A 22,478-nucleotide genomic window follows, 5' to 3' on the forward strand; every position below is an offset into this window, starting at 1 on the left:
ACCCCACCCAGCCCTCATCCAGCTTCGGTCTGGTGGTGGAGGCGCTGGTACGCCGCCGCGAGCGCGGTATCGCCCCTTTTACGGTCATGTCCTGCGATAACATTCAAGGCAATGGTGAAGTGGCCAAGCGCATGTTCAGCGCTTATGCCCAGGCCCGTGATACCGAGTTGGGTGCCTGGCTGGCCGAGGAAGTGGCGTTCCCCAATGCCATGGTGGATCGCATTACCCCCGTGACGTCGGCGGCGGATATCAGCGAGCTTTCACAGCGTTTCGACATTGAAGATGCCTGGCCGGTGGTGTGCGAGCCGTTCACGCAGTGGGTGCTGGAAGATCATTTCCCGCTGGGGCGTCCGGCGCTGGAAAAGGTGGGCGTACAGTTGGTCGATGACGTTGAGCCCTACGAGCTGATGAAGCTGCGGCTGCTCAACGCCAGTCATCAGGCGCTCACCTACTTTGGCTACCTGGCCGGTTACCGCTACGCTCATGAGGTCTGCCAGGACCCGCTTTTTGTGGACTTTTTGCTCGGCTACATGCGCGAAGAGGGATCGCCGACGCTGGCGCCGGTGCCTGGCGTCGACCTGGAAGACTATCGGATGACGCTGATCGAACGCTTTGCCAATCCCCAAATCAAGGACACCCTGGCGCGGCTGTGCGCAGAAAGCTCTGACCGCATACCCAAGTGGCTGGTGCCGGTGATTCGTCAGCAGTTGGCCGATGGCGGCGAGATCAAACGCAGTGCGGCGGTTGTGGCCAGTTGGGCACGCTATGCTGAAGGGGTCGACGAACAGGGCGAGCCCATCGAGATCGTCGACCGTCTGAAAGCGTCGCTTATGCAAATTGCCGCCCATAACCGCACCCAGCCAACGGCGTTTGTTGAAAACCGTGAGGTGTTTGGGGACCTGGCCGACCAGCCGCGTTTTCTGGCGGCCTATCTGGCGGCGCTGACATCGCTGCACGAACGCGGCGCACGCGCTACGCTTGAGGATCTGGTCTCGTCCAAAGGAATTCAGTAATGTATATCGGTGTCGACTGCGGAACGCAAAGTACCAAAGTGGTGGTCGTGGATGTTGAGCAAGGCCTTATCCGCGGGGAGGCAAGCCGTCCCCATCACCTTGACGAAGGTGAGAATGGCCGCCGTGAGCAGGCCCCCAGCGAATGGCTGGCAGCGCTGAAAGGCGCCTTCTTCGAGGCCCTTGAGCGTGCCGACGTCGACGCCCGTCAGGTGCGCGGTATCGGTGTCTCAGGTCAACAGCATGGCATGGTGGCACTGGATGCCGAGGGCGAGCCGGTGTATCCCGCCAAATTGTGGTGTGATACCGAAACCAGCGCGCATAACAACGACCTGATGGTACGTCTCGGCGGTGAAGCAGGCTGCCTGGAAAAGCTCGGTCTGGTGCTGCAAACCGGCTATACTGCCTCCAAGGTGGCGTGGCTGCGCGACCATCATCCTGACGCTTATCGGCGTATCGATAGCCTGTTGTTGCCTCACGATTACCTGAATTTCTGGCTTACCGGCAACCGCGTGACCGAGGCGGGCGATGCCTCCGGCACGGGTTATTTCGATACCCAAAGGCGGCGCTGGCGGCTGGATGTGTTTGCCGAGATAGCCCCTGAGCTGGATGCCCAGCGTGTGCTTCCCCGCTTACTTGAGGCGCATGAGCCCGCCGGTGTTGTGCAAAGCGCCGTGGCCGCCGAGCTGGGCTTGGCGGACGATGTCGTGGTGTCCTCCGGCGGCGGGGATAATATGCTGGGTGCAATTGGCACCGGCAATATAACGCCCGGGCTGATTACGTTAAGCTTGGGGACATCAGGAACCGTATGTGCTTATTCACCGGCGCCGGTGGTTTGCGATAATGCCATGGTGGCCAATTTCTGTTCGAGCACCGGCGGTTGGCTGCCGCTGATCTGCACCATGAATGTGACGTCGGCGACTACCCGGGTGCGCGAGCTGTTCGGTCTGGATCTCGAGGCCTTTGGCGAGCGCGTAGCGAGTGCGCCCATCGGCGCGGAAGGCGTGACCGTGCTGCCGTTTTTCAACGGCGAGCGAGTGCCTATGCTGCCGGAGGCGTCGGCGGATTTCCTCGGCCTGACCAGCCTCAATACCACCCAGGCCAATCTATGCCGGGCGGTGATGGAAGGGGCGACGTTTGGTCTGCGCTACGGCCTGGAACTGCTCGGTGATTTAACCGCGGGAGCCAGCCAAATCCGTCTGATTGGCGGCGGTGCCAAGAGCGCGGTTTGGCGGCAGATGGTGGCGGATATCACCAATACGCAGGTGATCTGTCCGGAAATCACCGATGCCGCGGCCCTGGGTGGGGCACTACAGGCCGCGTGGTGCGACCAGCGGGAAGCCGGGGTCACCCTGGACGCGCTCTGTGAACGGTTGGTTACCTTGGATGCCCAATCCCAGGCGGACCCTGACCCAGCGCGGGTGGCCGCTTACCAGAAGGCGTATTCGCGGTACTATCGTGCGCTGAACCAACGCCACGGCCAAACCGATTAAACCCAGTTACACGGTCTATTAAGGAGATTGATAGATGACTGATCAATTACAGCAGTTAAAACAACACTCACTGGTGGTGGCCGATACCGGGGACCTGGAAGCGATTCGCCGCTACCAGCCGCAGGACGCCACCACCAATCCGTCGCTACTGCTCAAGGCGTTCAGTCTGCCGGGCTATCAGGCGATGATCGACGAAGAACTGAGCCAGGTGAAAGCCGCGGGCGGGGCGCTTGAGCAGCAGGTACCCCATGCCGTTGACCGGTTGGCGGTGGCGGTAGGCAGCGAAATCGCCGCCGTGGTGCCAGGGCGTGTGTCCACTGAAGTGGCGGCCCGGCTGTCGTTTGACACCCAGGCGAGCATCGCCAAGGCCCATGAGCTGATCGAGCTTTATGAAGCCCGAGGTGTAACCCGCGACCGCGTGCTGATCAAGCTGGCGTCCACCTGGGAAGGCATTCGCGCCGCCGAAGTCCTGGAGCGCGAAGGGATTCAGTGCAACCTGACGCTGCTGTTCAGCGACGCCCAGGCGCAGGCCTGTTTTGATGCGGGCGTGTTTCTTGTCTCGCCGTTTGTGGGCCGTGTGACCGATTGGTACAAGAATGCCACCGGCAACGACTACACGCCGGAAAACGACCCGGGCGTCGCGTTTGTGCGCGGGGTTTGTGAACGGGCCAACCAGGGCGGCTACGACACCGTCGTGATGGGCGCCAGTTTCCGCACCACCGGCCAGGTGCTGGCGTTGGCGGGATGCCCAAGGTTGACCATTTCCCCGGCCCTGCTTGAAGAGCTGGCTTCCGCAGAGGGGGAGGTGACGCCTCAGATTGCTGCGCCTGCGGGCAACGGTCAGCCATTGCCCGCCCTCAATGAAGCCGATTTCCGCTGGGGCCACAATCAGGATGCCATGGCCAACGACAAGCTGGCGGAGGGTATTCGTCGGTTCCACGATGACCAGCTCGAGCTGGAAAAGCTCATTCATCAGCGGCTGGGGTGAGTCGACGTCGCCGCCAATTGGCCGCCATAATAGACTGACATTCAGCGCAAAGGAGCATGCAATGGACTCAGCCCTAGATGCGTTACTGGAAACACTCGACCTGACACCCAAGGGCGCATTAACGCCGCTTGGCGGTGGCGATATTGCGGCCGTCTATCAGCTTGATACCGAACAGGGCCGTGTCGTCGTCAAGCATGACGACGCGCAGCGGCTGCGCGGCGAAGCCGAGGCATTACGGGCGTTAAAGGGCGCATGTTCCATACTGATTGTCCCTCAGGTGCTCGGCCTTTCCGAAAGCTGGCTGGTAATGGAGACGCTTGAAGCCTCGGGTCGACGCGATAATGCGAGGCTGGGTGAAGGCCTCAAAGAGCTTCACGCAAGCGTCGGTCAACAACATGGCTGGCACTGGGATAACGCCTGTGGCAGCACTCCTCAGCCCAATGCGCCGTTGGACGATGGGCGTGTTTTTCAGCGCGAGCGACGGCTATTGCCTCTCGGCGATGCCTGCTATCAGCGCGGTTTGCTCGATAAAAAGCTTTATGAGCGCATCGCCCGCCAGGCACATGAGTTGGAAAACTGGCTGCCCGACAGGCCCGCAAGCCTGGTGCATGGCGATCTGTGGTCGGGCAATGTGATGTTCACGCCGCGTGGCCCGGCGATTATCGACCCGGCGATATATCGTCACTACCCGGAAGTCGATATTGCCATGTTGACGCTTTTTGGCTCGCTGGATGAACGCTTTTTCGAGGCCTACTGGAACGGCGACGCCCCGGCCGATTGGCCGAGGCGTGAAGCGTTATTTCAACTCTACCCGCTGCTCAATCATTTGCTGCTCTTTGGAGCGAGCTATCGCAGCGGTGTTGAGCGCAGCGTTGCCGCGCTTGAGGCCTATCAGGGTTAAGCATTACCAAGACTTGTAGGGCAGGAACTTGCCGTTCAGGGTAAGCAGCACCCGGTCGCCTTTGGGGTCTTCGACCTTATCGACATCCATGGTGAAATCGATCGCGCTCATGATGCCGTCGCCAAACTGCTCCTGCACCACATCCTTGAGCGTTTCGCCATATACGCCGACGACTTCATAAAGGCGGTAAATGAAGGGGTCCTGGGGGATGGCTTCATCCCACACCTTGGTCGGAAATGTCACTAGGGCATCGGCGACATCGCTCTCGACATCCAGAGTCTTGCAGATCTTTTGGGCGATATCGGGGCTGGCGCTGTTCATGCCGTAGCAGGCCGATGCTACCCATACCGGCGACATTCCGATGGGGCTGGCAATATCGTCCCAGCTCATTTTCTTGCGCGCTTTGGCGGCAAGCAGGGTGTGGCGCATTTCAAGTTTATCCACGAGATTTCTCCTGTGCGATGGAGGGCGCGTGACGCCCTGTTGTTGTTAGCGGCATTGTTGTTAACGGCATTGTTGTTAGCGGCTTTCGGTCAATGGACCTAGATCAAGATAATTTTTTCTTGGGCTGGGTGCGGACATGGGTGGTGTACAGCACCAGGCCCACCAGTGTCAGGCCACCGACCAGGTTGCCCAGTACCGTGGGGATTTCATTCCACATGATGTACTGATACAGCGTAAATTCAGCGCCCATCATGAGGCCGATCGGGAACAGGAACATGTTGACCACGGAGTGCTCGAAGCCAAGATAGAAAAACACAATGATCGGCATCCACATGGCCATGATCTTGCCGGATACCGTTGTCGAGATAGCGGCACCCACGACTCCCATGGACACCATCCAGTTGCAGAACATGCCCCTGAGGAAGAGCACAATCCAACCGGCAAGCCCGGCATCCTGGTAACCCACGGTTCGACTTTCACCGACAGACATCATGGTCTGGCCGACGGCGTTGATTTCCTCGGTGCCGCCCATGGTGAAGTTCAGATAGCCGAAGGTGGCGATGAACAGGGCACCCCCAAGGTTGCCGAGCCCTACCAGCCCCCAGCATTTCAGCATGCGCGGCAGGGTGACACCGGGGCGCTTATCGAGCCAGGCGATCGGCACCAGCATGAACACCCCGGTGAGCAGGTCATAACCCATCAGGTAAAGCATGACAAAGCCCACGGGAAACAGCAGCGCGCCGATCAGGAAGTTGCCGGTCTGAGTGGCGATAGTGATGGCGAAAATAACCGCCAACGCCAGGGTGGCCCCCGCCATGAAGGCGCGAATAAGCGTATCCCGGGTGCCCATATAGACTTTCGCTTCACCCTGGTCTACCAGCTTGGTAACAAACTCACTGGGCATTAGATATGACATGTATAGGTTTTCCTGTGTCATTTTCGGTTAGTTAACGCCGCGCCTGAATGTCCAGTGCCAGTCCTTTGCGTTTTCGTTAGTCCTTTGTGTCAGTCCTTTGCGTCTGCCCTTAGCGTCAGTACGTTGTGTTAGCGCTTCGATACGATCTGGAGATTGCAGGCGCTCAGCTCGCCGACAGGACACTGCATGTGGCATGCCAATTTATTCATGGGAGGGCTTGGGGAGCCATAAAATCGATTTATTTCATTGATTTATTTTTTTGGCACCAAATCGTATATTTGCCGGTGGTGTGGTGAGAATCAATCGTCGCAAGGCGGTTTGATAAGGGCTGTGCACCATTGGGAGGCGGCGCTATGAGCTGTGCACAATATTGTTGCAAAAGGTCGTTTGGCCGTTCAGGCGTTGATTGCCCCTGTGATAGCGTTGACTTGGTACGAGAAGGGGAATTGACGGAGCTGAAGGCGAGTGCTAGCTTACATTCATAAATGTATGTTATGGCGCAGTTCATGCGTCCTATTAAGCGTCGATTCCAGCGCAGTTGGCCATGCCAGCTGCGACTTTGTCGTTGATTGCTTACGTCAAGGAAGACGGCCTGTGGTTGGTTAGGGCATTGCTTCCAAACCTTCATGACAACAGTGGGTTTTAACCATGAGATCAAGACTATCGGCTATGCCATATTGCGCGCTGTCCACGTTGTTGCTGATGGCATCGGGTAACGCGCTGGCGCAGTGGGAAGGCAGCGTTGGCGCCGGCGTATTCAGCGTGCCTGAATATCTGGGCAGCGATGAAAATGAAACGCGTGGCTGGCCAAGTGCCAGTATTACGTATGGCGATACCTTTTACGCCAGCGTGCGTGATGGTATTGGCTGGAACTTGCTTCGCCAGGGCAACTGGAAGGTTTCACCGTTTATCACTTACTTGCCGGGCCGTGATAACGATGGCGAGCTAAGCGGCCTAGACGAGGTAGACGATGGTGCAGCAGCGGGCGTGCGTGCCCGCTATTCAAACGGCCCTTGGGGGCTGGAAGCCGCTACTAAAGCTCCTTTAGGCGGCGATGTAGACGGCTATGAAGCAGACCTGAAAGCCAACTGGCGTACCATGTTGTCGGAACGGATGGCGTTTTCGATTGGTCCTGAGTTGACCTACTCAAGCGATGACTGGACGCGCGATATGTTCGGTATTTCGCCTGCAGAAAGTGCGCGTTCAGGACTCGCCGTCTACCGCCCGAACGATGGCTATTTCCGTTATGGACTGAACAGCCGCCTGAGCTATTACCTGACCCGGGACTGGTCGGTAACAGGGCTAGTCGGTGTTACCCGATTGACAGGCGACGCCGCTGACAGCCCGATCGTGGATGACCAGGGTGACAAGACCCAAGTCATGGGCGGTGCGCTGATCAACTATCACTTTTAGCCACGAGGGCGGATCAGACGTTGCCACCAACGGCTGATCCGTTCGCCAGGGCTTGCCGCTGGGTCAGAGGCGATGCCGCCATAGTGGTTTAGAAAGCGCTTGAGGGGAGCCACCTGCCGGTCATTGTTGAGCATGGGGGCATGACCACATCCCGTTGCCTCGAGCACTTCCATATGCGGCTGGTCGACCTGCATGCGTTCTATGCTCTCGGCACGCAACAACGTGGAGTGTTCACCCCGAATAACCATCAGCGGGCAGCGGATCTGCTGCCAGTCGCGCCACGTATCGCGAGGTGTATCGTTGACGAACTGCTCGCTTATGCGAGGATCGTAATGAAAGCTCCAACTGCCATCAGGCAGTCGACGTCCACTGCTCAGTGCCATCTGCTGCCACTCAAAACGGCTGAGGGTACCGAACCCCTGGTAATGTTGCTCAAGCGCCTGCTGTAGCTCGCTGAGCGTCGAAAAACGTTTGAGCACGCTAAAGTAGGTTGCCATTTCAGCCAGTGCCTGGCTGTCAAGTTCGGGGCCGACATCATTGAGAACCAAGCAGCGAATTCGCTGAGCGGTGTTCTCATCAGCGGCCAGCAGCATGCCGAGCAAGCCACCCATCGAGGTGCCGACCCAGTTAGCGCTCTCGATGTGGAAATGGTCGAGTACGGCCAACGCGATCGTCACATAGTGGCTATATAAGTAATCATTGGCAGGGTAAAGCGACCAGCTGGAAAGTCCGCGTCCCGGCGTATCAGGTGCAATGACTCGCCATTGAGGGCCGAGCTTCCGGGCCAGGGATTCAAAGTCGCCGCCGTGGCGGGCCAGCCCGTGCCAGGCGATCACCGTATGGGGGGCGTCGGGGTGCCAGATACGAACGGCGATTTCGAGCTGACGTACGCGTATATATTCAATGCGATCCATGGCATACCTCAGTAAGTCGTTTGTTGCTTTGCAGCATGATGACGTACAGGATAGTAGACTAAAGCCAACCTGTACGGCATCGCGGTGTGGTGGCCATTGGCAAAGGAAAGCCCCAAGCAATAACGGCAAGGCAGACACTGCCAGAGAAATAGTAAAGAAAAGTGAAATATAAGCCGAATATTTGACTAAGGTCTGGTATCGCCAAAAAAACATGCGACAATGTATGTAAGCATTCAGACGAATATTAATGAGGAAAACGCTATGCTGCGACTCCCTTCCACGTTGGCTTTCAAAACCCCTCGCCCTCTTATGGCACAGCGCATGCTGCTTCCGGCGTTGTTGCTTTCCGTATGGGCGGCTCCCGCTTGGTCAGCGGATCTACTCACCATCACCCGCGATGCGCTGGAAAATAACGCCGAGTTGAGTTCAGCGCGTTCCCAAACCCAGAGCGTCGAGGCGGGGCGTGACGTTGCCCGTGGCGACTTGCTGCCTCAGTTGAACGCGTCAGGAAATGTGGCGCATAACCGCACCTACGAAAGCCAAACCAGTGCAGCGGGCACTCAGGCAGGTCAGGTGGGTAACGGGACGGGCAACACCGGCGGCAATGACGATCCCTTCAATAGCGTCAGCCTGACACTGGAAGCCTCGCAAGCACTTTTTGACGCCCGCAACAGCCGCGAGGTTGAACAAGCCGAGCGGGAAATCGATCAGCAAATTTACGCACTGGCCTCGACCGAGCAGCAAGTGTTGATCGACGTGGCGACGGCTTACTTTGACATTCTTCGCGCCAACGACATTCTCGATGCCCGTCTGGCTCAGGAGCGTGCCATTGGCCGTCAGTTGGAACAGGCGGAAGAACAGTTCGAGGTCGGGCTGATTGCGATTACCGAGGTGGAAGAGGCGCAGGCCAGTTTCGATCAGTCTCGTGCCGAACGCATTGCCGCACAGAGCGATCTTCAGGTGAGTTTTGAGGCCCTTGAGCGTTTGACCGGCCAGCGCTATGCCAGCATTGAAGCGCTGAGCGACGACTATCCCATCCAGCAGCCGACACCTAGCGACCGCGATTACTGGGTGGATCTCGCTGTTGAGAACAACCCACTGGTGCTTGCTGAACAGGCGGGTGTCGAGGTGTCCCGCAGTGCTGTGGGCGTGGCCCAGGCGCAGCGCCTGCCTACTCTGGAGGCGTTCGCGAGTTATCAGTATGCCGATAACGATATCGATGGCATTCAAGGCCATGATGAATCCAGCCAGATAGGGTTGAGCGCCAACTGGCCGCTATACACGGGCGGCAGTACCCAGGCCAGCATCCGTCAAAGCACCTACCAGTTGGAAGCCAGCCAGTTCGACTTTGAGGCCCAGCGCCGTGACACCGTTCAGCAGGTGCGCTCCCTGTATACCCAGGTCAGCAATGATGTCTCCACCGTGGACGCCCGTGAGCAGGCCATCGTTTCCAACCAGAGTGCGCTGGATGCCACACGTGCAGGCTATGAAGTCGGTACCCGCAATATTGTCGACGTGTTGAATGCCGAGCAAAACCTCTACAACGCGATTTCCGACTATGCCCAGGCGCGTTACGACTACGTCGTCAATCTGCTATCGCTACGCCAACAGTCTGGCCGGTTGGACGTTGAGGCCGTCGAAGAGATCAATGCGTGGCTACAGGGCGAAGAAGTGACCTTTACATTGCCTGAAGACGCTGGCTCCAGCAGCGTCACCAACATCGGTGAGCGCCCGGTACTTGAGCAGTAACAACCTGTTTGGCGGCGCTGAAGGCCGCCAAACATTTACATTCATACATGTATGGTTGTAGTCTGTGTCGGTTTTATAAGCGCCTCAAGGGAATAAAGTAATGAAGAACATGTTTTACGGCGTTCGTAGCGCGCTGATGGTGATAGGCGCTAGCGCGCTGCTTGTTGCCTGTGGCCAGGAAGAGCAAGCCGAACAAGCAGAGGGACAGCAACAAGAACGGCCTCCGCATCCCGTTGAAGTGACCGAGGCGGCCCGACAGGACCTGCCGCTGGAAAAATCATACTCTTCGCTGCTGCGCAGCGACGATGAAGTCACTCTGGTTGCCCGCGTCACCGGCTATTTACAGGAACGTCATTTCGAGCCCGGCGAGTTTGTCGAGGAAGGCCAGCTTCTCTACTCCATCGAGCCTGATGTCTACCGCGCCACGGTGAACCAGCGCGAAGCCGATTTGCAAAGCGCCCGGGCCGAGTTTGCCCGCGCCCAGCGCGATGCAGAGCGCTTTGAGCGGCTGCTGAACCAGAATTCGGTGAGTCGTCAGGACTATGACCAGGCGCGTGCTGACCTGGGCGTCGCCCAGGCCAATGTGGCCCAGGCCGAGGCAGCACTGGAAAGCGCGCAGATTGACCTGAACTATGCTGAGGTGACGGCGCCCGTCGCCGGTATGATCAGCCTGAGCGAAATTAATGTGGGCAATCTGGTACAGTCCGGCACCGAGCTTGCCACCGTCACGCCGCTTGATCCGCTGGAAGTTCGCTTCCAGATGCCACAAGACGATGCCTTTGCACTGCGTCGACAGCTGCGTGAAGGGATGGCGGTAGAGGATATCCGTGCCACCCTGGCACTACCGGGTCGCGATGGCGGAGGTGATCAGACGCTTGAAGGGCGCCTTGACTACCTGGGGTCGCGAGTCAGTGATCGCACCAGCACCGTGCAGGCCAGTGCCACCTTTGATAACCCAGACGGGGAAATCCTGCCTGGCCAGTTTGTCCGTGTCAGCATTGAAGGCTTGAAGCGCTACGGCGTATTTGCAGTCCCTGAAATCGCCGTCACTCAAGGGTTGATGGGGCCTCAGGTCTTTGTATTGGATGATGACAACCGCGCCCGCTCGAGAACCGTTAGCCTGGGTGAAATCGCGGGTCCCTGGCAAATTTTGCGCGATGGCCTGGAAGAGGGAGACCGCGTGGTGGTTGGCGACCCGACCGGTATCGAGCCCGGTACGGCAATTGATCCGCAGCCGTTCAGCGGTGACGCCGAGCAAGTGGTTGAAAACGTGGAAGAAGCTCAGGAGGAACAGGCAGAGGAGGCCGCCGAGCAGGCCCAAGGCGGCGGTACTGAGGGTGATCAGGAAAGCGATGGGGAAGGAGACTCCTCGCAATGAATTTCTCTAATTTCTTCATCAGCCGCCCCATCTTTGCGACGGTTCTGGCGATTATCCTGACCATTATCGGGGTCGTCAGCATGCGGGTGCTGCCCATCGAACAGTACCCGAATGTCGTGCCGCCGACCGTGTCGGTACAGGCGCAGTTCCCGGGGGCCGACGCCGAAACCGTCGCCCAGACCGTTGCTGCGCCGATCGCGGAAGCGATTAACGGCGTCGAGGACATGATCTACATGACCTCGAACAGCAGCGATAATGGCACAATGTCGCTGAACGTCTCCTTCGATATCGGCACCGAAGGCGACATCAGCACGATCAACGTCAACAACCGTGTTCAGGGAGCGCTCTCGCAGCTCCCTGAAGCCGTTCAGGATCAAGGTGTCACCGTTGAGCTAAGCTCAAGCTCGATCTTGATGTTTGTGGCGCTGTTCTCGCCGGAAGGTGACTACAACAAAATCTTCATGCAGAACTACGCCACGCTCAATATCATCGACGAGCTTCGCCAGGTTCCAGGTGTGGGGGAAGCCGAGGTGCTGGGCGGCGGTGAGTTCGCCATGCGTATCTGGATGGACCCGGAAAAACTCTCGCAATACGACCTGACGCCCAGCGAGCTGGCTTCGGCCATTCGCGCCCAGAATACCGAAGTGCCGGCGGGTAGCCTGGCGGCGACCCCGCAAAGCGATCCGCGTGCCTATACCTATACCATTACGGCAGGTGGTCGGCTCAACGACGTTGATGACTTCCGCAATATTGCGCTGCGCACCAATCCAGACGGTTCGACGTTGCGCTTGGATGACGTCGCACGGATCGAGCTCGGCGCCTCGTCTTACGGAGTGGATGCGCGCCTGAACGGCCAGGCCATGGCGCCCATCATCATCAATCAGCAGCCAGGTGCCAACGCGCTGGAAACCGCGCGCGCGGTGAACACCACCATGGAAGAGCTGAGCGAGCGTTTTCCGCCGGGGCTCGAGTACGCGGTGCCCTACGACACCACGCTGTTCATCGACGCCTCGGTCAATACCGTGGTGAAGGTCTTTATTGAAGCCTTCCTGATCGTCGGCGTCATTCTGTTCATCTTCCTGCAGAACTGGCGGTTCACGGTGATCGCCATGTCGGTGGTGCCGGTCTCCGTGCTGGCGACCTTTGCCGGTTTTTACATGTTCGGCTTCTCGATCAACCTGCTGACGCTGTTCGCGCTGGTACTGTCGATCGGGATCGTGGTGGACGATGCGATACTGGTGGTCGAAAACGTCGAGCGGGTGCTCAGCGAGGACGATGACATCAGCGTGAGGGATGCCACCATTCGCGCCATGAAGGAAGTCGGCGGGCCGGTTATCGCCACCTCGCTGATCATGGCGGCAGTCTTTATTCCCGTGGCGTTCCTCGGTGGCTTTACCGGGCAGATCTACCAGCAGTTCGCCCTGACCGTGGCGATATCGGTAGCCTTCTCGGCGTTGATGGCCCTGACCTTCACGCCCGCGCTGTCGGCGATTTTCATCAAGCACAAGGCCAAGCACGGCCAGTCCAAATTCATGCGCGCGGTGAACACGCCGCTGCGCCTGTTTGACCGGCTGTTTGCCGCCATCACGGCGCTTTTCATGGTGGCGGTGAAGTGCCTGGTACGCTTCTGGATGCTGGCGCTGGTGTTGACCGGGGTGGTCATCGGTAGCGCCTGGTGGCTGTATCAAAATACGCCCTCGAGCCTGGTGCCGGAAACCGACCAGGGCGTTGTGCTGGCAAGCATACAGCTGCCCAACGCCGCTTCTCTGGACCGTACCCAGGATTACATGGCGGCGCTCAGCGAACGGGTTGAAGCCATTCCCGGGGTAAGCTATTCGTCAGCGGTGGCGGGTTACGACATCCTGACGAGTTCGGTGAACACCGCTCGCGGGGTCATGTTCATCAACCTGGCGCCCTGGCCCGAGCGGGATATTACCGCCAGCGAGCTTGTTGGCCAGATCATGCAGATTGGTGCTGAAATACCCGGCGGCTCGGCCAGGGCGTTCAATGCGCCGCCGATCCAGGGGCTGTCGACCACCGGCGGCTTCACCGGTTATCTGCAGTCCTTTGGCGGGGCGACGTCCCAGGAACTGTTCGAAGCCTCGCTGCAGGTCATGCAAAAAGCCAATGAACACCCGGCGCTCGAGCAGGTATTCACGACCTTCAGCGTCAACGTGCCTGGCTACCGCGCCGATATCGACCAGCAGAAAGCGCTGAGTTACGGCGTGTCGCTGGAAGATCTGCATTCGACGCTGTCCAATACGTTTGGTACCGGCTTTGTTAACTACTTCAGCTACCAGAACCGTAACTTCCAGGTGTACCTGCAAAACGAGGACGATTTCCGTCTGACGCCGGATGACGTGAACCACGTCTACGTGCGCGGCGGCGACGGCGAGCGTATTCCGCTGTCCGAGTTTGTCAGCCTCGAGCGGGAAGCCAAACCTGCCGTGGTGTCGCGCTTTGGCGTCTATCTGGGCGCGCAATTCCAGGGCGGCCCGGCGGAAGGCTACAGCTCGGCAGAGGCGATCGAGGCGATGGATCAAATCGTTGCCGATAACCTGGGTAGAAACTGGGGCATGGGCTGGACCGGTACCGCCTACCAGGAAGCCGAAATGGGCAATACGGCGGCGCTGGCGATTGTCTTCGGTATCCTGATGGTGTTCCTGATCCTCGCGGCCCAGTATGAAAGCTGGTCGCTGCCGCTGGCGGTGCTGACCTCTACGCCCTTTGCGTTTTTGGGGGGCGTTGGCGGTATCGTGCTGCGCGGCTTGGATACCAGTATCTACGTGGAAATCGGCCTGTTGGTGGTGGTCGGCCTGGCCGCCAAAAACGCCATCCTGATCGTCGAGTTTGCCGAGCTGCAGCGTAAAGAGCAGGGCAAGAGCATTAAGGAGGCCGCGATCACGGCGGCTGAGCTTCGCTTCCGGCCGATCATCATGACGTCGCTGGCGTTTATTTTCGGCACGCTGCCGCTGGCGCTGGCGACCGGTGCAAGCGATGTCAGCAGTCACCATATCGGCACGACCGTCGCGGTAGGGATGGCCACAGTGGCTATTCTGGGCAGCCTGTTCGTGCCCAGCTACTATGTCATGATTGCCCAGACATCCGACTGGTTAGGCCGCAAGTTCCGAGGTAAGTCTCGGCAAGAGCCGTCAGCCCAGGAGCAGTGAGGCCAACAGGCATCATTAACTGACGTGTATATTGACGGGCATCATCGCTAGCGATGATGCCCGTTTTTTATGCTGCACTGCTACATGTTATTGGCAACTCGGGAAGCTACGCTGACAAGACAAAGCTCAATAAAATTGAGCCAATGCGTAGGAGGTCACACAATGGATACCGTACGCCAGCTGTTAGTGAGTTTTCCGTTTATCCTGTTCAGCATATTGCTGCCGTTAGTTGGACTTTATTGGCTATTGGTCCTTCTGAGGATAGCCCCTGTGGAGCTTTTCGAACGAGACAGCCTGCGGGATGACCACCTGGCGAGCGCACTGGTCGCCCTCGGTTTTGCCGGCGTGCCGACGACGGTTGCTCTGAGCTGGCTTATCGTTTTGGCCGCTGGCATTACATTGGCGGTAGAGCTGCTGGTACTGCGGTGGCTGTCGGTCGGGCTGTTTATCGTGCCGATTGGCGTGGTGCTGCTATGGGCAAGCTTTGCCCTGGCATCGCCAATTGCGGAAAGTCTGTGTCGGCAGGTAGGGCCATGGTTTCATCGCCACCATGCCCGGCGCAGCTTGTTGGGCAAGTGTGTGCAAGTGGTTCAGGCAAGCAGTGAAGGAAAGCCGGGGCGCGCGATTCTCACCGACGACCCTTCCTGCGAGGTACAGTTGCTGGGTAAGCATGACCCGGCGGAAAACGCAGGGGAATACCGTATACTGGTCAAGTACCTACCTAAAGAGGATGCGTTCCGCAGCGTCGCTCAGGATGCCTTTCTCGAAACCCGCACGCGCCTGCGCCGGCTTAAAGGCAAGTCCGGGTCGAGTGGCCCTTTAGCGCATCATTAGCGGTCAGTTTGTCTCGCTGGTGTCAGGCGAACGTCGCATCATGCTGATCAGTTGGTTCACCAGCGGGACACCCCGTTCGTAGATTGAAAACCGCGAAGGGTCTCTGATCCATTCATGGAAGAGGCCGGCGAGGGTTGCCTGGAGCAGATCGGTGGCAACCTCGGGTGATAGGCCTTGGATGAGCATCTGTTGCTCTTTGGAGATCAGCAGGTGCTGGTAGAGCGATTCACGGCATTCGTCGACGATTTCCTGCTGCATGGCAATAGGGTCGATGTCACTGAAAAACTCGCAGCGATGAATCAGGATGGCGTGCACCCGGCGCGAACGGGGATTCTGATCGAAGCGCTCCAAGCCTTGCAGGCAGGCGAGCCGAATCGCTTCCAGTGAGGAGACGTCGTGCTCCAGCGCCTCGATTTCGTCCACTAGATCCTGAAACGGCATGTGCACGCGTTCAAGCATGGCGCGAAACATATCGCCCTTGTTCTTGAAATGCCAGTAAACCGCGCCGCGCGTCATGCCGGCGTGGCGGGCGATTTGCTCCAGCGAGGTACGGGCGACACCGTGTTCCATGAACATATCTTCCGCAGCATCAAGTAGCGCCTCGCGCGTGGCCGCTGCTTCAGCCTTTGTTTTTCTTGCCATGGAAACCCAACCTCGTCGACGTTATTTGTGCATATATCTTATCTGATTCTGCAATTATTTTACATTCAATTGTGTATGGAAACGCATGGGTAAGCACTCACATAATCAGGGGGCTGATATTTCAGCGCGAGGCGGGTATAAAGAATAATTGGAAACGCTGTTTTTAAATGTCGTGGCAGTGCAAGCTATACGACCCGCAAAGCGAGACAATCCATAATGGCACGAGCCTCTTTTCAACTTGCCGGACACAGTATCGCGCCCGGCAAGCGCTTACAGATCGATGTACCGGTCGCCCGACTGTATACCCATACGCCTTTGCATATTCCCGTCGAGGTGGTGCACGGACGGCGCAGCGGGCCGGTAATGCTGGTGTGCGGCGGCATTCACGGCGATGAAATCAACGGGGTGGAAATCGTCCGCCGCGTATTACGTGCAAAAACCATCAATAGCCTGAAGGGCACCTTGATTGCCGTGCCGGTCGTCAATGTGTTCGCCTTTCTGCAGCAAACCCGCTACTTGCCCGATCGGCGGGATCTCAACCGCTGCTTTCCGGGCAGTGAGTCCGGTTCCCTGGGTGGGCGTGTGGCGGCGTTGTTCCGCGAAGAAATCGTCGATCACGCCACGCACATTATCGACCTGCACACCGGGGCGATCCACCGCACGAACCTGCCGCAAATCCGCGCCCAGTTGAGCCCGGAAAGCGAAACCGAGCGCATGGCCGATGCCTTTGGCGCGCCGGTGGTGCTCAACGCCGAACTGCGCGAGGGCAGCCTGCGCCACTACGCACAAAGTCGCGGTATTCCGGTGCTCACCTACGAGGCTGGGGAAGCGCTGCGCTTTGATGAATGGGCCATTGCCCCGGGAGTGCGCGGCGTGCTGCGGGTCATGCGCCGTCTGGGCATGCTCAGCGGCGAGCAGCGCCGCCGTTCGCCGGCCCCGGCGGAAGTCGCCAACGGGTCAAGCTGGGCACGGGCGCCGATCGACGGCATTCTGCGACCCAAGGTGCGCCTGGGCGCCCGCGTTGCCAAAGGCGAAGTGCTGGGCAAAGTAGCCGATCCGTTCGGCAACGATGAGGGCGACGTGCGCGCCATGGCCGATGGCATCGTGATCGGCATGAGCCGCTTACCGCTGGCCAACGAAGGCGAAGCCCTGTTCCACATTGCCCGTTTTGATGCCATCGAGGAAGCGGAAACGGCGATCGAAAGCTTTCAATCGAGTCTGACGCCTCTCCCTGACGCACTTTATTGACAATATCGATAACAGAAAACTATCAGCTTGATAGCCTGCAACTTACGGCCATGGATGGCAGTCAGTGCTTTGTTTAACTATAACTTATGACGTGACTAACGCAGCCAACTGGCCAGTGGCCAAGCTGTAACAGTAGACAAGCTGTAACAGTAGAGACGGTGACTGGACAGTGACCGCGCCACCTCGAATGAAGGGAGAACTAACGATGGCAGGCGACAACCCCCATTACACGACAACTGAAGCAGGCAATCCGGTTGCCAGCGACGAGCATGCGCTTTCGGTAGGCCAAGATGGCCCGATTGTCATGCACGACCATTATCTCATGGAGCAGATGGCGGCGTTCAACCGCGAAATGATCCCCGACAGGCAGCCCCACGCCAAGGGCAGTGGGGCGTTCGGCCATTTCGAGGTGACCCACGACGTCAGCCAATACACCAAGGCCAAGTTCCTCCAGAAAGGCGCCAAAACCGATGTGGTGATTCGCTTTTCAACCGTGGCGGGGGAAAGCGGTAGCCCGGATACCTGGCGCGACCCGCGTGGTTTTGCCGTGAAGTTTTATACCGACGACGGCAATTTCGACATGGTGGGTAATAACACCCCCGTGTTCTTTGTCCGCGACCCGATGAAGTTTCAACACTTTATTCATTCGCAAAAGCGCCGTGCCGACAACGGTCTGCGCGACCACGACATGCAGTGGGATTTCTGGACGCTTTCGCCTGAATCCGCCCACCAGGTGACCTGGTTGATGGGTGACCGGGGCATTCCGGCCACCTGGCGGCACATGAACGGGTACTCGAGCCATACCTATATGTGGGTCAATGAAGATGGCGAGCGCTTCTGGGTGAAGTATCACTTCAAGACCGACCAGGGCATCAAATGCATGACCCAGCAGCAGGCCGATGAGATGGCTGGTAGCGATGCCGACTATCACCGTCGTGACTTGTTTGAAGCGATCGAGCGGGGGGATTACCCGACCTGGACGCTCAAGATGCAAATCATGCCCTTCGACGATGCCAAGACCTATCGCATCAACCCGTTCGACCTGACCAAGGTGTGGCCCCACGACGACTATCCGCTGATCGAGGTCGGCAAGCTCACGCTGGACCGCAATCCGACGGATTTCCACAGCCAGATCGAGCAGGCCGCGTTCGAGCCTAACAACATGGTGCCGGGAACGGGGCTATCACCGGACAAAATGCTGCTGGCACGTTCGATCTCCTATGCCGACGCCCACCGCGCTCGCTTGGGGGTCAACTACAAGCATATTCCGGTGAACACGCCCAAGAGCCCCGTGCACAGCTACGGCCAGGGTGGGGCGATGCGCATCAAGCATGCCACCGACCCGGTATATGCGCCGAACAGCAAAGGCGGTCCCAAAGCCGATCCGCAGCGCTACCCGGAAGATGCCGTTTGGTCCACGGACGGTCAGTTTGTGCGTGAGGCGTACACGCTTCGTTCCGATGACGATGACTGGAGCCAAGCGGGTGCGCTGGTCCGTGACGTCATGGACGATGCAGAGCGAGAGCGGCTGGTAAGCAACGTAGTGGGCCACCTTTCCGGTGGCGTAACCGAGCCGGTGCTTGAGCGGGCCTTCGAATATTGGCGCAACGTGGACCCGGAGATTGGCAAACGCATCGAACAAGGCGTGCGCGGCCAGTAACGGCTCAGGCAGTCACTAGATCGCAGCCCGTCACCGTTAAGCGATGGCGGGCTGTTTTGCGTCAGTGGGCTGGTTTGAAGGCTCGCGGACCAGGCTCAAGGCTTCGTCAAACAGGCGTAGTCCAGCGCCTTCTTTGTGTGCATTTTCCGACAGATGACGACGGAAGCGCCGCCCACCTGGGCAGCCCTGAAACAGACCCAGCAAATGGCGCGTGATGTGGTTGAGCTTGGCACCTTCGTCAAGCCGACGCTGTATGTAGGGGCGAAATGCCCGTGCAGCGTCCAGTCGGCTGGCGGCGGGGCCTGGCGTGCCGAACAGTTGCTCATCCACGCCCGCCAGCAGCCACGGGTTTTGATAGGCCTCACGGCCCACCATCACGCTGTCAACGTGTTCAAGCTGCGCCTGGCATTCCTCAAGCGTTTTAATGCCGCCGTTGATCCCGATGTGCAACTCGGGATGCTGCTGCTTCAAGCGATGCACACGCGGGTAATTCAGCGGAGGCACATCGCGGTTTTCCTTGGGCGATAAGCCTTGCAGCCAGGCTTTTCGGGCATGAACAGTAAATGTCTGGCAGCCCGCATCCGCTACAGTGTCAATAAAGCGAGCCAGGTCCGCATCTTCATCCTGATCATCAACGCCGATACGGCATTTTACCGTCACGGGGATCGACACCGACGCCTGCATGGCACGCACAGCCGCTGCGACTTTATCCGGATAACCCATCAGGCAGGCACCGATCATGTTGTTCTGCACCCGATCGCTCGGGCAGCCGACGTTCAGGTTGACCTCGTCGTACCCCCACGCCTCGGCAATCGCCGCGCACTCAGCAAGCTCAGCGGCATCGCTGCCACCCAGCTGCAAGGCAATCGGGTGCTCAACGTCGTCAAAACCCAAAAAACGCGCACGTGGAGAACCGTACAAGATAGCCCCGGTAGTCACCATCTCGGTATACAGCAACGCACGCTTGGTCAAGGTGCGTGCGAAGGCTCTGTAGTCTCTCGTAGTCCAATCCATCATAGGCGCGACGGAGAAAGTCCTATCCAGCTCAGGGCGGACGGTGCCAGACTTCATGCGGGTTTGCGGTGTTGTGGTATCATTCATAACTGTTCATATTTACAGTGGTTGAGCCACGTTTTTAGCTAATTAGTGTCACAAATTTGGCACTTCGTGGCACTTTAATTTGTCACATTTCGAGGCAGTGATGGCGACGATCGTGAAGCGTCCAAAAAGGGACGGCAGTTTCTCATATCTAGCGCGTATTCGCATTGCGCGTACTGGTCAACCTGACTACTCAGAGTCCAAAACATTCCCTAAAAAGGCGATGGCCGCAGAATGGGCCAAACGACGCGAGCTCGAACTGGCTGCACCAGGTGGTGTGCTGACTGCGAAATGGAAAGGCGTTACTTTAAACGATGCCATTGAGCGCTACCTGCATGAATTTGCCGATGGGGCCGGGCGTAGTAAGCGGGCCACTATCGAGCAGCTTCGGCGCTTCCCGATCGCACGCGTCAAAATTACGGAGCTCAGCAGCGAGCAAATCATAGATCATGCTCAGATGCGGCGCCGCAGTGGCGTGAAGCCTTCGACCGCCGCCCTGGATATAACCTGGCTTGGCATCATTTTAAAAACAGCGGTCGCTGCCTGGCGTATGCCGGTGGACCTGAACGAGTTTGAGTCGGCCAAGCTGTTGCTTCGAAGTAAAGGGCTGATAAACCGCCCGGCATCTCGCGATCGGCGACCGACGCCAGAGGAGATCGAGCAGATTCGCGCTTACTTCCAGCACTCTCAGAAGATCCGGCCGAGCGCGATTATTCCCATGGAAGACATCATGGACTTTGCGATCGCCTCATCTCGCCGCCAGGAGGAGATCACCCGGCTCACCTGGGATGACCTGGATACAGAGGCGATGACCTGCTGGGTGCGGGATGCTAAGCACCCAAGGCAGAAGTGGGGCAACCATAAGCGGTTTAAGCTCACTCATGAGGCGATGGCCATCATCCAACGGCAGCCGCGTAAAAGAGACGAGCCGCGAATTTTTCCCTATTACTCTAGATCCATCGGTACCCGTTGGCGGGCAGCGACGGAATCCAAAGGCATAGAGGATCTGCGCTTTCATGATCTACGCCATGAAGCGACGTCGCGGCTATTTGAGGCAGGTTATGAGATCGTGGAGGTGCAACAGTTCACGCTCCATGAGAGTTGGGATGTATTGAAGCGATACACACACTTGAGGCCGGAAAAACTGCAACTGCGGTAGTCTTATACCGTTACCTTTCTTCTTGTATTAAGCGCCGCAGCTGCGGCGCATACCTCACTCATTCACCATCTTCCACTGTTCCCTAGCTTCGGCACGTTTCTCATCGATGTACTGCGCCAGGTCGATCGCACTGACCAGCCAGGGGCTTTTCTGTGAGTCGCCGGCGCGGTAGGCGGGTACCGGCAGGGCTTGGGCGCCGGCGCGGAAACCGGCTGTGCGGGCGGTGATACCGAAGAAGCGCGGGGCGACTTCCTCGAGGGGCAACTCGGTGCGGCCGTTGAATTCTGCGAGTAGGCCAAAGTAAGTGTTCATTGGTGCCTCCCTGGGCGCTGCTTCCACTTCATGAAGCGTTGGCGAATGCGGCGGAATGTGGCCGCCGCGGTTGGGTTGTGGTCTAACTCGGCAAGGTTTTAGTTATTGAGGTTTTTCCGTGATGCTGTTCGTGCGGCCACACAGTTGGCGATCCAGCTTTCAACCTCTTCTTCCAGCCAGGCAACGCTCTTCCCTCCGATGGGGACAGGCGCGGGGAAAGTCCCTTTTCTTATGCCTTCATAGATGGCAGAGCGACTTTTTCCAGTACGGCTCTCTACTTCCTTTCTGCGCAATAGACGGTTACCGGTAGATGATGTGGTCATGATTTATTACCTGTTAGCTGCTTCCACTTCATGAAGCGTTGGCGAATGCGGCGGAACGTGGCCGCCGCGGTTGAGTCGTGATCCAGCTCCGCGCGGCTTTGGATCTGGCAGGCGGCGCAGAGCCAGTCGCGGGCGTCGTCGGCGTTGTGGGTGCCGTCGGGTAATTGGGCCTCGGTGAGGCCCTGTTTGTAGCGGCGGCGTTTGTCCAGGTAGCTCTGGAAGGCGCGATCCTGGCAGAGCATGGCGGCTTGCCTGGCCAGCTTGCCGCCCTTGAACGGTTCAGCGCACATGCCGCCTCCGTTGCTCGCGTATGCCCTGGCACTCGATGCAGGTGGTGGCCCAGGGCGCTGCTTTGCGTCGGGCGGCGGGGATCTCGTCGCCGCAGTCTTCGCAGTCCGGATCGGTGGCGGCCATGTCGACGCCTAGCCACTTGGGGCGGCTGGCCAGCGCCGCTTCCATGCGGCGCTCCATGGTGTCGGTGGCGATGTCGGCGTTATCAGCCATCGTTCACCTCCTGGGCTTTGAAGCGGTAGATTGGCGTGACGCTGGGGCAGCGGGTCACGGTGATGGTGTTGTCGTTGAAGGTGTCTTCCACTACGTCGCCGTCGTTGATGACGATCAAGTGGTCCATGTCCTCAATGGGGTTTTCCGAGAGCGCGATGAGCGTTTCGTGAGGCAACGTTTTCAGCGTGTTGAACGCGTCAAGCTTGGCCTCTTTCAGCTCACGCTCGGTTTGCTGGTACGCCAGCCGGTGCTGGTTGGCGATGCTCGTTAACCGGCTGATGCGGGTCAGGGCGTTGTAAATGGCGTTATCTTCAAAGGTCAT

General features: G+C 58.5%; 22 protein-coding genes. 12 read left to right on the plus strand and 10 right to left on the minus strand.

Annotated features, from left to right (window positions below):
- The 4 genes from ADS46_RS04815 to ADS46_RS04830 form a co-directional block, all read left to right on the plus strand.
- On the plus strand, nucleotides 1-1,013 hold a 1,013-nt coding region (locus ADS46_RS04815; protein ID WP_066317028.1), incomplete at its 5' end, for a mannitol dehydrogenase family protein.
- On the plus strand, nucleotides 1,013-2,503 hold the full coding sequence (gene xylB / locus ADS46_RS04820; protein ID WP_066317030.1) for a xylulokinase: 1,491 nt from the start codon (nucleotides 1,013-1,015) through the stop codon (nucleotides 2,501-2,503). The genes ADS46_RS04815 and xylB, both read left to right, overlap by 1 nt.
- A 34-nt stretch (nucleotides 2,504-2,537) precedes the next feature.
- Nucleotides 2,538-3,491, plus strand: coding sequence for a transaldolase (gene tal / locus ADS46_RS04825; protein WP_066317032.1), 954 nt, complete (start codon nucleotides 2,538-2,540; stop codon nucleotides 3,489-3,491).
- 61 nt (nucleotides 3,492-3,552) lie between these two features.
- Nucleotides 3,553-4,392: a fructosamine kinase family protein gene (locus ADS46_RS04830; protein ID WP_066317033.1), complete on the plus strand. Its 840-nt coding sequence runs from the start codon at nucleotides 3,553-3,555 to the stop codon at nucleotides 4,390-4,392.
- A 3-nt stretch (nucleotides 4,393-4,395) separates the two neighbouring features.
- Here the strand turns inward: ADS46_RS04830 and cynS are convergent, their stop codons facing one another.
- Both cynS and ADS46_RS04840 read right to left on the minus strand, forming a co-directional pair.
- A complete protein-coding gene (gene cynS, locus ADS46_RS04835; protein WP_066317035.1) occupies nucleotides 4,396-4,836 on the minus strand; it encodes a cyanase in 441 nt (146 codons plus the stop codon).
- Between the two features lie 103 nt (nucleotides 4,837-4,939).
- On the minus strand, nucleotides 4,940-5,752 hold the full coding sequence (locus tag ADS46_RS04840; RefSeq protein WP_066317037.1) for a formate/nitrite transporter family protein: 813 nt from the start codon (nucleotides 5,750-5,752) through the stop codon (nucleotides 4,940-4,942).
- 669 nt (nucleotides 5,753-6,421) lie between these two features.
- Between ADS46_RS04840 and ADS46_RS04845 the strand changes: the two genes are divergently transcribed.
- Nucleotides 6,422-7,165: a MipA/OmpV family protein gene (locus ADS46_RS04845; protein ID WP_066317039.1), complete on the plus strand. Its 744-nt coding sequence runs from the start codon at nucleotides 6,422-6,424 to the stop codon at nucleotides 7,163-7,165.
- Here ADS46_RS04845 and ADS46_RS04850 read toward each other — a convergent pair.
- Complete coding sequence (locus tag ADS46_RS04850) at nucleotides 7,162-8,079, minus strand: alpha/beta fold hydrolase (RefSeq protein ID WP_066317040.1); 918 nt, start codon at nucleotides 8,077-8,079, stop codon at nucleotides 7,162-7,164. The two genes, ADS46_RS04845 and ADS46_RS04850, sit on opposite strands and share 4 nt — an antisense overlap.
- A 261-nt stretch (nucleotides 8,080-8,340) precedes the next feature.
- Between ADS46_RS04850 and ADS46_RS04855 the strand changes: the two genes are divergently transcribed.
- The 4 genes from ADS46_RS04855 to ADS46_RS04870 all read left to right on the plus strand — a co-directional run bounded on the left by ADS46_RS04855 (nucleotide 8,341) and on the right by ADS46_RS04870 (nucleotide 15,210).
- The gene (locus ADS46_RS04855; RefSeq protein ID WP_082925991.1) at nucleotides 8,341-9,828 is read left to right on the plus strand and encodes a TolC family outer membrane protein; all 1,488 of its coding nucleotides are present in this window, start codon (nucleotides 8,341-8,343) and stop codon (nucleotides 9,826-9,828) included.
- A gap of 100 nt (nucleotides 9,829-9,928) precedes the next feature.
- Nucleotides 9,929-11,206 (plus strand): efflux RND transporter periplasmic adaptor subunit, encoded by a 1,278-nt coding sequence (locus ADS46_RS04860; RefSeq protein ID WP_066317041.1) that lies wholly within the window; start codon nucleotides 9,929-9,931, stop codon nucleotides 11,204-11,206.
- Nucleotides 11,203-14,376 carry an efflux RND transporter permease subunit gene (locus ADS46_RS04865; RefSeq protein WP_066317042.1) on the plus strand — a complete coding sequence of 1,058 codons (3,174 nt, stop codon included), beginning with the start codon at nucleotides 11,203-11,205 and terminating at the stop codon, nucleotides 14,374-14,376. The genes ADS46_RS04860 and ADS46_RS04865 overlap by 4 nt, the downstream gene beginning before the upstream one ends.
- A gap of 162 nt (nucleotides 14,377-14,538) precedes the next feature.
- Nucleotides 14,539-15,210: a hypothetical protein gene (locus ADS46_RS04870; RefSeq protein ID WP_066317043.1), complete on the plus strand. Its 672-nt coding sequence runs from the start codon at nucleotides 14,539-14,541 to the stop codon at nucleotides 15,208-15,210.
- 3 nt (nucleotides 15,211-15,213) lie between these two features.
- Here the strand turns inward: ADS46_RS04870 and ADS46_RS04875 are convergent, their stop codons facing one another.
- Complete coding sequence (locus ADS46_RS04875; protein ID WP_066317044.1) at nucleotides 15,214-15,852, minus strand: TetR family transcriptional regulator; 639 nt, start codon at nucleotides 15,850-15,852, stop codon at nucleotides 15,214-15,216.
- 216 nt (nucleotides 15,853-16,068) lie between these two features.
- Between ADS46_RS04875 and ADS46_RS04880 the strand changes: the two genes are divergently transcribed.
- Together ADS46_RS04880 and ADS46_RS04885 are read left to right on the plus strand one after the other, a co-directional pair.
- Nucleotides 16,069-17,100 carry a succinylglutamate desuccinylase/aspartoacylase family protein gene (locus tag ADS46_RS04880; protein WP_066317051.1) on the plus strand — a complete coding sequence of 344 codons (1,032 nt, stop codon included), beginning with the start codon at nucleotides 16,069-16,071 and terminating at the stop codon, nucleotides 17,098-17,100.
- Between the two features lie 205 nt (nucleotides 17,101-17,305).
- Complete coding sequence (locus tag ADS46_RS04885) at nucleotides 17,306-18,760, plus strand: catalase (RefSeq protein WP_066317054.1); 1,455 nt, start codon at nucleotides 17,306-17,308, stop codon at nucleotides 18,758-18,760.
- Nucleotides 18,761-18,796: 36 nt separating this feature from the next.
- On the opposite strand, the gene dusA is transcribed toward ADS46_RS04885, so the two are convergent.
- On the minus strand, nucleotides 18,797-19,831 hold the full coding sequence (gene dusA, locus ADS46_RS04890; RefSeq protein WP_066317229.1) for a tRNA dihydrouridine(20/20a) synthase DusA: 1,035 nt from the start codon (nucleotides 19,829-19,831) through the stop codon (nucleotides 18,797-18,799).
- 130 nt (nucleotides 19,832-19,961) lie between these two features.
- Between dusA and ADS46_RS04895 the strand changes: the two genes are divergently transcribed.
- Nucleotides 19,962-21,017, plus strand: a complete 1,056-nt coding sequence (locus ADS46_RS04895; RefSeq protein WP_066317058.1) for a site-specific integrase — start codon at nucleotides 19,962-19,964, stop codon at nucleotides 21,015-21,017.
- Nucleotides 21,018-21,071: 54 nt separating this feature from the next.
- On the opposite strand, the gene ADS46_RS04900 is transcribed toward ADS46_RS04895, so the two are convergent.
- From ADS46_RS04900 to ADS46_RS04915, 5 genes are all read right to left on the minus strand, one after another.
- On the minus strand, nucleotides 21,072-21,329 hold the full coding sequence (locus ADS46_RS04900) for a pyocin activator PrtN family protein (protein ID WP_066317061.1): 258 nt from the start codon (nucleotides 21,327-21,329) through the stop codon (nucleotides 21,072-21,074).
- Between the two features lie 98 nt (nucleotides 21,330-21,427).
- Entirely contained in the window at nucleotides 21,428-21,652 is a 225-nt protein-coding gene (locus ADS46_RS18460; protein WP_082925992.1) for a helix-turn-helix transcriptional regulator, read from the minus strand.
- On the minus strand, nucleotides 21,649-21,942 hold the full coding sequence (locus ADS46_RS04905; RefSeq protein ID WP_066317063.1) for a hypothetical protein: 294 nt from the start codon (nucleotides 21,940-21,942) through the stop codon (nucleotides 21,649-21,651). The genes ADS46_RS18460 and ADS46_RS04905 overlap by 4 nt, the downstream gene beginning before the upstream one ends.
- Entirely contained in the window at nucleotides 21,932-22,156 is a 225-nt protein-coding gene (locus ADS46_RS04910; RefSeq protein ID WP_066317067.1) for a TraR/DksA C4-type zinc finger protein, read from the minus strand. The genes ADS46_RS04905 and ADS46_RS04910 overlap by 11 nt, the downstream gene beginning before the upstream one ends.
- Complete coding sequence (locus ADS46_RS04915) at nucleotides 22,149-22,478, minus strand: hypothetical protein (RefSeq protein ID WP_066317069.1); 330 nt, start codon at nucleotides 22,476-22,478, stop codon at nucleotides 22,149-22,151. Before ADS46_RS04915 ends, ADS46_RS04910 begins: the two co-directional genes overlap by 8 nt.

This window comes from Halomonas sp. G11 (assembly GCF_001663515.1).
Lineage (GTDB): Bacteria > Pseudomonadota > Gammaproteobacteria > Pseudomonadales > Halomonadaceae > Vreelandella.

What these genes read in the sequence shown, in the direction of transcription:
- xylB (WP_066317030.1), top strand. Translation starts at nt 1,013, where the DNA reads ATGTATATCGGTGTCGACTGCGGAACGCAAAGTACCAAAGTGGTGGTC.
- tal (WP_066317032.1), top strand. Translation starts at nt 2,538, where the DNA reads ATGACTGATCAATTACAGCAGTTAAAACAACACTCACTGGTGGTGGCC.
- ADS46_RS04830 (WP_066317033.1), top strand. Translation starts at nt 3,553, where the DNA reads ATGGACTCAGCCCTAGATGCGTTACTGGAAACACTCGACCTGACACCC.
- ADS46_RS04840 (WP_066317037.1), bottom strand. Translation starts at nt 5,752, where the DNA reads ATGTCATATCTAATGCCCAGTGAGTTTGTTACCAAGCTGGTAGACCAG.
- ADS46_RS04845 (WP_066317039.1), top strand. Translation starts at nt 6,422, where the DNA reads ATGCCATATTGCGCGCTGTCCACGTTGTTGCTGATGGCATCGGGTAAC.
- ADS46_RS04850 (WP_066317040.1), bottom strand. Translation starts at nt 8,079, where the DNA reads ATGGATCGCATTGAATATATACGCGTACGTCAGCTCGAAATCGCCGTT.
- ADS46_RS04855 (WP_082925991.1), top strand. Translation starts at nt 8,341, where the DNA reads ATGCTGCGACTCCCTTCCACGTTGGCTTTCAAAACCCCTCGCCCTCTT.
- ADS46_RS04860 (WP_066317041.1), top strand. Translation starts at nt 9,929, where the DNA reads ATGAAGAACATGTTTTACGGCGTTCGTAGCGCGCTGATGGTGATAGGC.
- ADS46_RS04865 (WP_066317042.1), top strand. Translation starts at nt 11,203, where the DNA reads ATGAATTTCTCTAATTTCTTCATCAGCCGCCCCATCTTTGCGACGGTT.
- ADS46_RS04870 (WP_066317043.1), top strand. Translation starts at nt 14,539, where the DNA reads ATGGATACCGTACGCCAGCTGTTAGTGAGTTTTCCGTTTATCCTGTTC.
- ADS46_RS04875 (WP_066317044.1), bottom strand. Translation starts at nt 15,852, where the DNA reads ATGGCAAGAAAAACAAAGGCTGAAGCAGCGGCCACGCGCGAGGCGCTA.
- ADS46_RS04880 (WP_066317051.1), top strand. Translation starts at nt 16,069, where the DNA reads ATGGCACGAGCCTCTTTTCAACTTGCCGGACACAGTATCGCGCCCGGC.
- ADS46_RS04885 (WP_066317054.1), top strand. Translation starts at nt 17,306, where the DNA reads ATGGCAGGCGACAACCCCCATTACACGACAACTGAAGCAGGCAATCCG.
- dusA (WP_066317229.1), bottom strand. Translation starts at nt 19,831, where the DNA reads ATGAAGTCTGGCACCGTCCGCCCTGAGCTGGATAGGACTTTCTCCGTC.
- ADS46_RS04895 (WP_066317058.1), top strand. Translation starts at nt 19,962, where the DNA reads ATGGCGACGATCGTGAAGCGTCCAAAAAGGGACGGCAGTTTCTCATAT.
- ADS46_RS04900 (WP_066317061.1), bottom strand. Translation starts at nt 21,329, where the DNA reads ATGAACACTTACTTTGGCCTACTCGCAGAATTCAACGGCCGCACCGAG.
- ADS46_RS18460 (WP_082925992.1), bottom strand. Translation starts at nt 21,652, where the DNA reads ATGACCACATCATCTACCGGTAACCGTCTATTGCGCAGAAAGGAAGTA.
- ADS46_RS04905 (WP_066317063.1), bottom strand. Translation starts at nt 21,942, where the DNA reads ATGTGCGCTGAACCGTTCAAGGGCGGCAAGCTGGCCAGGCAAGCCGCC.
- ADS46_RS04910 (WP_066317067.1), bottom strand. Translation starts at nt 22,156, where the DNA reads ATGGCTGATAACGCCGACATCGCCACCGACACCATGGAGCGCCGCATG.
- ADS46_RS04915 (WP_066317069.1), bottom strand. Translation starts at nt 22,478, where the DNA reads ATGACCTTTGAAGATAACGCCATTTACAACGCCCTGACCCGCATCAGC.